Annotated in this window: 10 protein-coding genes; 7 read left to right on the forward strand and 3 right to left on the reverse strand. The window is 73.4% G+C overall.

Features of this window, described 5'->3' with window-relative positions; genetic code table 11:
- The 5 genes from E1295_RS44615 to E1295_RS44635 all read left to right on the forward strand — a co-directional run.
- On the forward strand, positions 1-1165 hold a 1165-nt coding region (locus E1295_RS44615), incomplete at its 5' end, for a DUF4153 domain-containing protein (protein WP_132640883.1).
- An 8-nt stretch (positions 1166-1173) separates the two neighbouring features.
- The gene (locus E1295_RS44620) at positions 1174-2715 is read left to right on the forward strand and encodes an N-acyl-D-amino-acid deacylase family protein (protein ID WP_132640885.1); all 1542 of its coding nucleotides are present in this window, start codon (positions 1174-1176) and stop codon (positions 2713-2715) included.
- A gap of 68 nt (positions 2716-2783) precedes the next feature.
- Positions 2784-3860, forward strand: coding sequence for an alanine racemase (locus E1295_RS44625; protein ID WP_246081147.1), 1077 nt, complete (start codon positions 2784-2786; stop codon positions 3858-3860).
- A gap of 6 nt (positions 3861-3866) precedes the next feature.
- A complete protein-coding gene (locus tag E1295_RS44630; RefSeq protein ID WP_166427723.1) occupies positions 3867-4250 on the forward strand; it encodes a RidA family protein in 384 nt (127 codons plus the stop codon).
- 9 nt (positions 4251-4259) lie between these two features.
- Positions 4260-5450, forward strand: coding sequence for a hypothetical protein (locus E1295_RS44635; protein ID WP_132640889.1), 1191 nt, complete (start codon positions 4260-4262; stop codon positions 5448-5450).
- A gap of 6 nt (positions 5451-5456) precedes the next feature.
- On the opposite strand, the gene E1295_RS44640 is transcribed toward E1295_RS44635, so the two are convergent.
- Positions 5457-6071: a LysE family translocator gene (locus tag E1295_RS44640; RefSeq protein WP_132640891.1), complete on the reverse strand. Its 615-nt coding sequence runs from the start codon at positions 6069-6071 to the stop codon at positions 5457-5459.
- 102 nt (positions 6072-6173) lie between these two features.
- On the opposite strand from E1295_RS44640, the gene E1295_RS52125 reads away from it, so the two are divergent.
- Positions 6174-8912: a helix-turn-helix transcriptional regulator gene (locus E1295_RS52125; protein WP_132640893.1), complete on the forward strand. Its 2739-nt coding sequence runs from the start codon at positions 6174-6176 to the stop codon at positions 8910-8912.
- A 27-nt stretch (positions 8913-8939) separates the two neighbouring features.
- Here the strand turns inward: E1295_RS52125 and otnK are convergent, their stop codons facing one another.
- Both otnK and E1295_RS52755 read right to left on the reverse strand, forming a co-directional pair.
- Positions 8940-10169, reverse strand: a complete 1230-nt coding sequence (gene otnK, locus E1295_RS44650) for a 3-oxo-tetronate kinase (protein ID WP_132640895.1) — start codon at positions 10167-10169, stop codon at positions 8940-8942.
- Positions 10170-10287: 118 nt separating this feature from the next.
- On the reverse strand, positions 10288-10674 hold the full coding sequence (locus E1295_RS52755; protein ID WP_425465404.1) for a hypothetical protein: 387 nt from the start codon (positions 10672-10674) through the stop codon (positions 10288-10290).
- Between the two features lie 166 nt (positions 10675-10840).
- Between E1295_RS52755 and E1295_RS52760 the strand changes: the two genes are divergently transcribed.
- The coding region (locus tag E1295_RS52760) for a hypothetical protein (protein ID WP_425465405.1) at positions 10841-10940 on the forward strand (100 nt) is incomplete at its 3' end.

Here is a 10940-nt window from a genome sequence, read left to right on the forward strand (position 1 = left end):
GGTCTCGGGGGCGGGCGCGGGCTGGCTGGGCGTGATCAGGGGCGGCGCGTCCGTGCTGCTCGCGCTGGGCCCGGTGCAGTGGTTCCTGGCCGGGCCGCTGAAGAGGGTGTCGGCCAGGCGGCGCGTCATGCCGACGATGGCCGCCCTGGGCATCACGGCGGTGCTGCTGGCGGTGTTCGGGCTGCTGTTCGCCTCGGCGGACGCGGTGTTCGCCGCCTACCTGCGGCGGGTGACGACCGCGCCGGAGTGGGCGGAGTCGGCGCCGTTGCGGGTCTTCCTCTTCGTCCTGTTCGCCGTGCTGCTGGCCGCCGTGGTGCTGGTGGCGCTCAGGCCGGTGAACGATCCCATGGGGCCGCGCAAGAAGTTCAGGGTGAGCACGAGCATCTGGCTGGTGCCGCTCACGGCGGTGAACCTGTTGTTCGCGTCGTTCGTGGCGGTGCAGATCACCGCGCTGTTCGGGGGCGACGCCTGGGTGCTCAGGACGGCGGGGCTGAGCTACGCGGAGTATGCCAGGCAGGGCTTCTTCCAGCTGGTCGTGGTCAGCGTGTTCGTGCTGGGCATCGTGGCGGTGGCCGGAGGGCTGCTGAGGGCGGAGCGGCGCGAGCGCTGGGCGCTGGCGGGGCTGCTCGCGATGTTGTGCGGGCTGACGATGGTGGTGCTGGTCTCGGCGCTGCACCGGATGAACCTCTACACCGACGCCTACGGCCTGTCCAGGCTGCGGCTGTCGGTGCAGGCCACGGTCTGGTGGCTGGGGGCCCTGTTCGCGCTGGTGCTGCTGGCCGGGGCGGTACGGTTCGCGGGGCGCGGCGCGGGCTGGCTGCCGCGCACGGTCGTGCTGGTGACCGGGATCGGCCTGGCCGCGTTCGCCGTCGTGAACCCCGACCTGCGGGTGGCGTACTCGCAGGTGGAGGTGCGCGGGGTCACCAACCTCGACTCCGACTACCTGGGCGACCTCGGCGCGGAGGCGGTGCCGGCCCTGGACCGGCTGCCCGAGCCGCAGCGCAGCTGCGTGCTCGCCGACGTGGTCGAGGCCAACGGGCTGGACCGCCCCGATCCGTGGAACGGCTGGAACCTGGCCCGCGCGCAGGCCCGTGACCTGCTGGCCGAACATCCGGTCAACGCCTCGGTGGAGTGCGGACGGAAGCCGTACCGCGGCTCTGATTGAATCCTTGGGTGAGGTTCGACGTAGTCATCAGCGGTGGCAGGGTGCTCGACGGCACGGGCGCCCCGCCTTGCCGGGCGGACGTGGCGGTGGCCGGCGACAGGATCGCGGCGGTGGGCCGGCTGGACGGCGCGCAGGCCGAGACGGTGATCGACGCGGCGGGCCGGTTCGTCGCGCCCGGTTTCGTGGACTGCCATGCCCACGGCGACGCGGCCGTGTTCGATCCGGCCGTGCAGCGGGCGGCGCTGCGGCAGGGGGTGACGACGTTCGTGCTCGGGCAGGACGGTCTGTCCTTCGCGCCCGGCTCGGCCGAGACCGTCGCCTACGCCGCCCGCTATTTCGCCGCCGTCAACGGGCCCCTGTCCGGCGGGGCGCCGCAGGAGGGGCCGCTGAGCGTGGGGGAGCTGCTCGACGGCTACGACCGCGCGGTGGCGCTGAACACCGCCTACCTCCTGCCGCACGGCACCATCCGCTACGACGTCATGGGCCCGTCGTCCGCTCCCGCCTCGGCCGGCGACGTGGCGGCGATGGTGCGGCACGTCGAGCGCGGGCTCTCGGAGGGGGCGGCCGGCCTGTCGAGCGGGCTCGAATACCTGCCGGGCCGCTACGCCTCGGCCGGCGAACTGGCCGCGTTGTGCGCTCCGCTCGGCGGCCTCCCCTACGTCACCCACATGCGCGCCTACGGCGCGCGGGCCGGGGTCGGCATGGAGGAGGTGGTGGACATCGCCCGGCGTTCCGGCGCGGCCATGCACGTCTCCCACCTGTACGGTCCGTCGGACGTGCTGCTGCCGCTGGTCGAGCGGGCGCTCGGCGAGGGCGTCGACCTGACCTTCGACACCTACCCCTACCTGCGCGGCAACACGATCCTCGCCATGGTGGTGCTGCCGCCGTCCGTGCCCGGCGCGGAGACCGACCGCGCCCTGGAGATGATCGCCTCCGACGCGCTCGACGACTGGTGGCCGACGCTGGCGGCCACCTGGCCGAGGCTGACCGTCTCGCACGCGCCGGGGCTGGAGTGGGCGGAGGGCCTGACCATGGTGGCGGCGGCCGAGCGGGCAGGGCTGGAGCCGGCCGCGTTCTGCCGCCGCCTCCTGACGGAGACGCGGCTGGAGGCGGGCGTAATCTCCGCACGCCCCGACGAGGGCCCTGAGGGTGAGGAGTCCGTACGCCGCATGTTGCGCCATCCGTCGCAGACCGGCGGCTCCGACGGGATCTACGTGGGCGGTCATCCGCATCCGCGGGGGTTCGGGGCGTTCGCCCGGTTCCTCGGCCGGCATGTCAGGGAGCTCGGCGACTGGACGTGGGAGCAGGCCGCGGTGCATCTGGCCGCGCATCCGGCCCGCCGGTTCGGGCTGGCCGACCGGGGGCTGGTGCGGGGCGGGTTCGCGGCCGACGTGGTGGTGTTCGACCCTGACACGGTGGCCGACCTGGCGACGTACGACGCTCCGCGCACGCTCGCGTCCGGCGTGGACGACGTGCTCGTGTCGGGGGCGCGCGTGCTGGCCGGGGGAGAGCTGACCGGCGCCACGCCGGGGCGCGCGCTGCGGCCGTGAGCCCGGCCGGGCCTTGCCGGAAATGTCAGGATTGAAGATGTCGTCGGACGCCGAAGGAAAGGGGCCTCGTGCAGGAGACGCTCGGGCGGTCGATCTTCGAAGGAGCGCTCGGTTTCCCGCTCATGGTGGTGCGCCAGGACGCGCTCGAACACAACGTGGCGACGATGGCGGCCTTCGCCCGCGACCACGGCCTGGAGCTGGCGCCGCACGTCAAGACGCACATGTCCGCCGAGATCGCCGCGCTCCAGCTCGGCGCGGGCGCCTGGGGGCTGACCGTCGCGACGCCGCGCCAGGCCCGCGCGGCCAGGGGGTTCGGCGCGGGCCGGATCATGGTGGCCAACCAGGTCGTCGACCCGGTGGGGCTGGCCTGGGCGGCCGGCGAGCTGGAGCGTGATCCCGCGTTCGAGTTCCTGAGTTTCGCCGACTCCGAGGCCGGGATCGGCATCCTGGCCCGCCACGCGGGGTCGCGGCCGTTCCGGGTGCTGGTGGAGCTGGGACACGAAGGCGGGCGCGCCGGGTGCCGTTCGCTGGACGACCTGCTGGCGGTGGTGGCCTGCGCGCGGGAGACGCCCGGGGTCGAGCCGGTGGGGGTCGCGGGTTACGAGGGCGCGCTCAAGACCGCCGACGACGTACGGAAATATCTGGACACGTTGCAGGAGGCGGTCGAATACCTCCGCGTCCGCGACCCGATCCTGACCGTGGGCGGCAGCCAGTGGTTCGACGTGATCGGGCGCGAGCTCGTCGCCACCCAGGCCCGCATCCTGCTGCGCAGCGGCGCGTACGTCACGCACGACGACGGCTACTACCGCGAGCGCACGCCGTTCAACCGCATGCCGGGCGAGCTGCGGCCGGCGCTGGAGGTGTGGGCGCACGTGCTCTCCACGCCCGAGCCGGGGCTGGCGGTCGTCGGCATGGGCAAGCGCGACGCTCCGTACGACGAGGGGCTGCCCGTCGCGCGGCGCGCGGGCGTCACCGTCACGAAGATGCAGGACCAGCACGCCCTCGTGCGCGGCGACGGGCTGGAGGTCGGAGACCTGCTGGCGTTCGGCATCTCGCACCCGTGCACCGCGTTCGACAAGTGGCGCGAGCTGCCTCTGGTGGACCAGGACTACCGTGTCGTGGGCACGATACACACCAACTTCTAGGGAGAAATCGTGAAGAAGGAGCTTAGGACCACCGAGGGCGCCGCCCCGATCGGTGCCTACTCCCAGGGTCTCGTGGTGGGCGACTTCGTCTACACCTCCGGCATGGGGCCGATCGACCCGCAGACCGGCCAGGTCGACGGCGACGACGTCGCCACCCAGACGCACCGCGTCATGCGCAACCTCGGCGCCATCCTCGCCGCGCACGGCCTCGGCTTCGACGACGTGGTCAAGGCCACGGTCCACCTGCAGCACCTCAAGCGCGACTTCGCCGCGTACAACGAGGTGTACAAGTCCTACTTCAACCCGCCCTTCCCCGTACGCACCACCGTGGGGTCCGAGCTGATGGACATCCTCGTGGAGATCGACTTCGTCGCGCACAAGAGCGCTTAAGGTCTGCTTGTGGACAGTTCGGTGTACGCCTTCGTCGAGGACCTGCGCGGCGAGGGCGTCGAGCGGGTGCTCGACAGGATCAGCGCGTACGGCGTGCGCGGCGTCACCGTCGGCGCCGTGCACCACGCCTCCCGCGACGTCACCCCGCACGGGCTGTCCCGGCTGACCGTCCGCCACGACGCCGCCCACTTCACCCCGCCGCCCGACCTGTTCGCCGGGCTGCGGCTGGCTCCCGTGCCGGGCCACCAGGACGCTTTCGACGGGCTGCGCGAGGCGTGCGCGCAACGCTCCATGAAGCTCCACGGATGGACGGTCTTCCTGCGCAACGCCACGCTCGGCACCAGGCATCCCGACGTCACCGTCCGCGACTGCTTCGGCGACCGGGGCTCGCTCACCGACCTGTGTCCCGCGCACCCCGACGTACGCGACTACGCCGTCGCGCTGGCCAGGGCGGTGGCCAGGCTCGGGGTCGACAGCGTGGTGGCCGAGTCGCTGCACTTCAGGCCGCTCAGGCCGCAGCGCTCCTTCGTGCCGCTCGGGCCGATGGACACCTACCTGTTCGGGCTCTGCTTCTGCGACTACTGCATGCGCCGGGCCACCGACCTCGGCGTGAACGCGGACGTGGCGCGCGACGAGTGCGCGCGGATCGTGGGCGGCGTGCTCGACGGCGACCCGGCGGCGCAGGGCGAGGTGACCAGGGCGGCGCTGACCGCGTACGCGGGGCCGGAGGTCGTCGCCTACGCCAGAGCCCGCTCGGAGACCGTGACCACGCTCGTGTCCGAGGTGGCCTCCGCCGTGGCGGACGAGGGGTCCAGGCTGGTGTTCGTCGACGCGACCGGCGCGGTGAAGGGCTACACCGACGGGCTGCCCACACCGGGGCTGGCCGCGCACGACGCCTGGCAGCTCGGCGTCGACCTGGTGGCGCTCGGCGACCTGGTGCCGGCCTTCGGGGTGCTGGCCTACGCGCGCGACGCGGCCAGGGTGGCCGACGACGTGGGGGCCTACCTGCGGTCCGTGGGCAAGGACCGCGAGGTGCGCGCCGTGCTGCGGCCGGGTCACCCCGACAGCGACTCGGCCGACCGGCTGGTGGCCAAGGCCAGGGGCGCCAGGGCGGCGGGCGCGCTCGCGGTCGACTTCTACGCGTACGGGCTGGCGCCCCACCCCGTGCTCGACCGCATCCCGGCCGCGCTGTCCCTGTGAGCCGCCTCATCGTCTCCCGGCGAACGCGGTGGCCACGCCCAGGCCGAGATAGACGGCGCCGCTGACGTACCTGAGTGTCCTCGCCCTCCGGCGCAGGCGGTGACCGAGTGCGCCGGCGGCGAACGCGTACACGATGTCCGACACCAGCCCCAGGCACAGCGCCGTCAGCCCGAACACCACCACCTGGAGGGTCGGCGAGCCCGCGTCAGGCTGGACGAACTGCGGCAGGAACGCGAGGAAGAACAGCGCCACCTTGGGGTTGAGCACGTTGACCAGCACACCTTCGAGAAACACCTTGGGCAGCGGTTGCCGCGGCGGCGCCCCGGTCTCGGCGTCCTTGCCCGTGAACGCACGAATGCCCAGGTAGACGAGGTAGGCGACGCCCACCCACTTGACGATCGCGAAGAGCGTCGCCGACTGCGCGATCACGTACGACAGGCCCGCGGCTGCGGCCGCGATGTGCACGAGCGTGCCGATCTCGACGCCGAGGGCGCTGGCCAGCCCCGCCGCCCGGCCCTGTGCGAGGCCCCTGGCGGTGATGTAGAGGTGGTTCGGCCCCGGGATGAGGATGAGGGCGAGCGAGGCGGTCACGAAGAGCGCGTACGTTGTAGGAGGAATCACAAAGAGGCAGCGTAAAATGCATGTGGTAGGGAGATCAGGGCCAATTGGCGGCCGTTTCCCCGGACCAATGAAGTGTCGGAGGAGCGTGGCATCGTTTCTGGCATGAAAGATGCCCTCGTCGGGCGCTCCGCCGAGCTGGCCAGGCTCGTGCGGGTGGTGCGTTCGGCCGCCGACGGCACGGCAGGCGTCGCCCTCGTCGGCGGCGACGCCGGCATCGGCAAGACGCGGCTGGCCACCGAGCTGGCCGCCGACGCCCGCGCGCGAGGTTTCCACGTGCTGGCCGGCCAGTGCGCCGAGCTGGGCGACGCCCTGCCCTACCTGCCGCTGGCCGACGCGCTGCGTGGCGCCGAGCCGGCGGTCCGCCAGGCCGCCGCCGCCCATCCGATGCTGGGCCGGCTGCTCCCGGGCAAGGAGAGCGAGGATTCGGCCGGGCTCACCCAGCAGCGGTTGTTCGGCTCGCTGCTCGGGCTGCTGGCCGACGTGCAGCCGGTGCTGTTCGTGATCGAGGACCTGCACTGGGCCGACCGGTCCACCCGCGACCTGCTGGTGTTCCTCAGCCGCATGGTGCAGACCGAGCGGGTCTGCGTCGTCGGCACCTACCGCACCGACGACCTGCACCGCCGTCATCCGCTGCGGGCCGTGCTGGCGGAGATGAGGCGGCTGCCGACGGTGACGCACGTCGAGCTGGGGCCGCTGAGCGCGGGCGACATGTCCGACTACGTGGCCACGATGGGTGAGGTGAGCGCCCGGGAGCTCGGGCTCATCGTGTCCCGCGCCGACGGCAACCCGTTCTACGCGGAGGAGCTCTTCGCGGCCATGGCCGAGGGCGACGCGCTGCCCGACGAGCTGGCCGGGCTGCTCATGTCCAGGGTCGAGGTGCTGCCGGAGGCGGGGCAGCGGGTGCTGCGGGCCGCCGCCGTGGCCGGGCGCAGGGTGGAGGACGCGCTGCTGCGGGAGGTGTCCGGGCTGCCGCTGGCCGAGTTCGAGGAAGCGGTGCGGGAGATCGTCTCGCGCGGGCTGCTCAGGGTCGACGGCTACGGCTACACCTTCCGCCACGCGCTGCTGCAGGAGGCCGTCTACACCGACCTGCTGCCCGGCGAGCGCACCCGGCTGCACGCCGCCTTCGCCGGGCTGCTCACCTCGCCCGCCGAGCTGGCCCATCACCACCTCGCCGGCCACGACCTGGCCGGAGCGTTCACCGCCTCCGTCGAGGCGGGCCGCCAGGCCGCGCTGCTCGGCGCCCCCGCCGAGGCCCACGACCACTACGACCGGGCGCTCGGCCTGTGGGACCGCGTCGACGGCGCGGCCGGGCCGGCCGGGGAGAGCCGGGATGAGCTGGCCTTCCGCAGCGCCGTCATGGCGGCCGGCGCCGGCGACAACCACCGCGCGATCAGCCGGCTCAGGGCCCTGCCGCCCACGTCCGAGGTGCTCGAACGGCTCGCCTACTACCTCTACGACGCCGACGACCCGGCGGAGGCGATCGCGGCCGCCGAGCGCGCGGTCCAGGCCGCGCACGACGGGCCGCAGCTCGCCCGTGCCCTCGCCACCCAGGCCCGCGCGCTGCTCTGGAGCCCGCGTCACCGCGAGATCGAGGGCCTGGCCGCCCGCGCGCTCGACGTCGCCCACGCCTGCGGGGCCAGGGACGCCGAGACCGGGGCGCTGCTCACGCTGGCCACCTACGCCGAATACCGGGGCGACACCGCGAGGGCGCACGAGCTGGTCAAGACAGCGGTCGCCGAGGCCTCGGGCGACCTGGCGATGGACCTTCGCGCCCGCTTCCACCATGCCCGCATCCACTACGAGGGCGGCTCGCTCGACCAGGCGGCGGAGGCGGCCGACGAAGGCATCCGCATGGCGTTCGAGACCGGACTCAAGTGGAGCACCTACGGCACCGACCTGCGCTTCCTGCGGTTCCTCATCCACTACGTCGCGGGCGAGTGGGACGAGGCGGAGACGGTCGCGGCCGGCTTCCCCGCGCGGGTGGGCACCGTGCCGGAGGCGATCCTGTCGTCGTTCGCGCTGTTCGTCGAGGTGGGGCGCGGCCTGGCGACCGTGGAGAGCCGGCTGGGCTGGTTGCGGCCGTTCTGGTCCGACGAGCTGGCCGCCTACATGTCCCGGGGCCTGGCCGCCGAGCACGCCCTGTGGAACGGCGACCCCCGGACCGCGCTCGACCACGTGCACGCGGTCATGGACCGGCTGCTGGAGGGCGAGTCGGGCAACGTCCGCATGGCCGCCGTCGGGCTGTGGGCGCTGGCGGAGCTCGGCAGCACCGACGGCGCCGACGAACTGCGCCGCCGCGCACGTGCGGCGCTCGACCTCGGCCCCACCGGCGAGGGCGGCCACCTGGGCCCCGAAGGGCGGGCGTGGGGGCTGCGCGTCGAGGCCGAATGGCACCGTGTGCACGGCCGGCTCGACGTGGACCTGTGGCGGCAGGTGGTGGAGACCTTCGACTACGGGTTCGCCTACGAGAGCGCGCGTGCCCGCTGGCGGCTGGCCGAGGCGCTGCTCGCGGCGGGCGAGCGGGAGGCGGCGCAGGCAGAGTGGGACCTCGCCAGGGAGACGGCGGGCAAGCTGCGCGCCGCGCCGCTGGAGAACGCGCTGCACGACTTCGGGCGCAGGGCCCGCTTCGGCGGCGGCCAGGCAGCCGGAGGGCTGACGGCCCGCGAGTCCGAGGTGCTGCGCCTGGTCGCGGAGGGGCTCACCAACCGGGCGATCGCGGAACGGCTGTTCATCACGCAGAAGACGGTGAGCGTGCACGTCTCCAACATCCTGGCCAAGCTGGAGGTGTCGACCCGCACCCAGGCGGCCGCCGCCGCCCGCCGCCTCGGCCTGCTCGACTGACCGCCCACCCGCACGAGCCGGGCGGGCTTACTGCGAGGCCGCCACCAGCAGGCCGGGTTCGCCGAAGTTGCCCGACTTGAGCAGCAGGGCGAGGCCGGATGAGGTGTGGATCCACGGGACCCCGCGTGCCGCCTCGGCGCCGATGACACCGCCCGGCACGCCGAGCGCGCCGACGACGGCGCCCGAGGTCTCGCCGCCGGCCGAGATCACGCGGGTGACACCCCGCTCGACCAGCCCTTGCGCGACGCGGCCGATGGCCGACTCCACGATCGCGGCCGACCGCTCCACACCCAGGGCCTCCTGTACGCGGCGCAGCGCCGCGGGCTCGGCGGAGGCGTGGAAGAGGGGCGCCCCGGCCGCGGCGTCCAGCGTGTCGTACCAAACCAGCGCGTCCCCGGCGAGCGAGTCCGGGTCCTGGTCGGCCAGCACGTCCAGGCGGTAGGCGGGCCTGCCTGCCTCGATCATGGCGGCGACCTGCTCCAGCGTACGGGCGGAGCAACTGCCCGCCAGCACCGCCGCGGCGCCCCGCGGCGCGGGGGCGGGCGCCTCCTCGTGCCCGGTCCGCGCGTGCGCAGCGGCGAGCCCTCCGGCCAGCCCGGCCGCGCCCGCGACCAGCGGCGCGTCCGCCAGCGCCCGGCCGGTGCTCACGAGGTCGGCGTCGTCCACGGCGTCCACGAGGGCGTAGCGCACACCTTCCGCCCGCAGCTCGGCCAGCCGCCGCCCGATCGCCCCCTCCTGGACCTGCGCCAGCCTCACGACGCCCGCCCGGTGCGCGCTCTGCCCCTCCAGCAGGCGCGGCAGGTAGGAGTCGGTCATCGGGGTCAGGGGATGGTGGCGCATGTGCGACTCGGCGAGCAGGACGTCCCCGACGAAGAGGTAGCCGTTGTACTGCGTGCGCCCGTGCTCGGGCGAGCTGGGCGTCATGGCGACCACGGGCACGTCCATGGCGTCGGCCAGGGCGTCGAGGACCGGCCCGATGTTCCCCTCGGCCGTGGAGTCGAACGTGGAGCAGTATTTGACGTACACCTGCCGCACGCCGCGCGAGCGCAGCCGGCCGAGCGCCGCCGTCGACTGCGCGACCGCGTCCGCCCTGGGGGCCGTCCGCGTCTTCAGCGCGATCACGACCGCGTCGTGCTCAGCCGGCCCGGCCGGCTCCGGCGGAAGCCCGAAGAACAGCACGGTACGGATGCCACGGCGGCGCAGGGCCACCGCGACGTCGGTCGCACCGGTGAAGTCGTCCGCGATGGCGCCGATCATCGCCGGCCCGCGCCCTGATGGGAATCGAACATGATGCTGACGTTATCGGCGCACCTCTCCGCCGCTCACCGGGGGTCGGGGCACGGTTCGGCCTCCCGGTGGGAGGCGGCCCGGCCGGTCACAGGTCGCGGAAGAGGAAGTAGTTCTTGTGGTCGGCCTGCAGGTAGTGGTGGAACTTCGTGGCCTTGGCGCGGGCCGTCCTGTCGGCGGTGACGACCGTGAGGACGACGTACTTCTTGACGGTTCCCGAACGGATCTTTCCGTAGTCGAACGTGTCGAGCACCTGGTCCCGGCGCCACTTCAGGGCGTTGGAAGGAAGCTTGTTCAGGCGCGTCGAGGCGGTCTTGGCGGCGGTCTCGTCCGGGAACGTCATGATGACCTGGACCGCCTTGAGATGCCCCGCGTAGGCCGAGTAGGCAAGTTCGACGGCGCGCTCACAGTTGTGCTCGGCCAGCTCGCCCTTCCCGTCCAGGCCGTCGCAGGAGTCGTACGTCCAGCCGCCCACCTTGTCGGCGGCGAACTTCGCGCCCCCGAGGCTGAACTTCCAGTCGGGGAACTCGCCGTGCGTGATCGGCGAACCCGGCTCCGGGCGGTCGGTCGCGCCGGAGTCCGTGCTCGCCTGCGTGGTCGGCTCAGTGGTCGGCTCGGTGGTCGGCTCGGTGGTCGGCTCGGTGGTCGGCTCGGTGGTCGGCTCGGTGGTCGGCTCGGTGGTCGGCTCGGTGGTCGGCTCGGTGGTCGGCTCAGTGGGTTGCGCTGTGGCCTGTGATGGGG

Origin of the sequence: Nonomuraea mesophila (assembly GCF_004352805.1) — a bacterium.
Lineage (GTDB): Bacteria > Actinomycetota > Actinomycetes > Streptosporangiales > Streptosporangiaceae > Nonomuraea > Nonomuraea longispora.

Bases quoted from the DNA above. Each gene is read 5' to 3' on its own strand.
- otnK (WP_132640895.1), bottom strand. From the start codon at position 10,169: ATGATCGGCGCCATCGCGGACGACTTCACCGGTGCGACCGACGTCGCG.
- E1295_RS52125 (WP_132640893.1), top strand. From the start codon at position 6,174: ATGAAAGATGCCCTCGTCGGGCGCTCCGCCGAGCTGGCCAGGCTCGTG.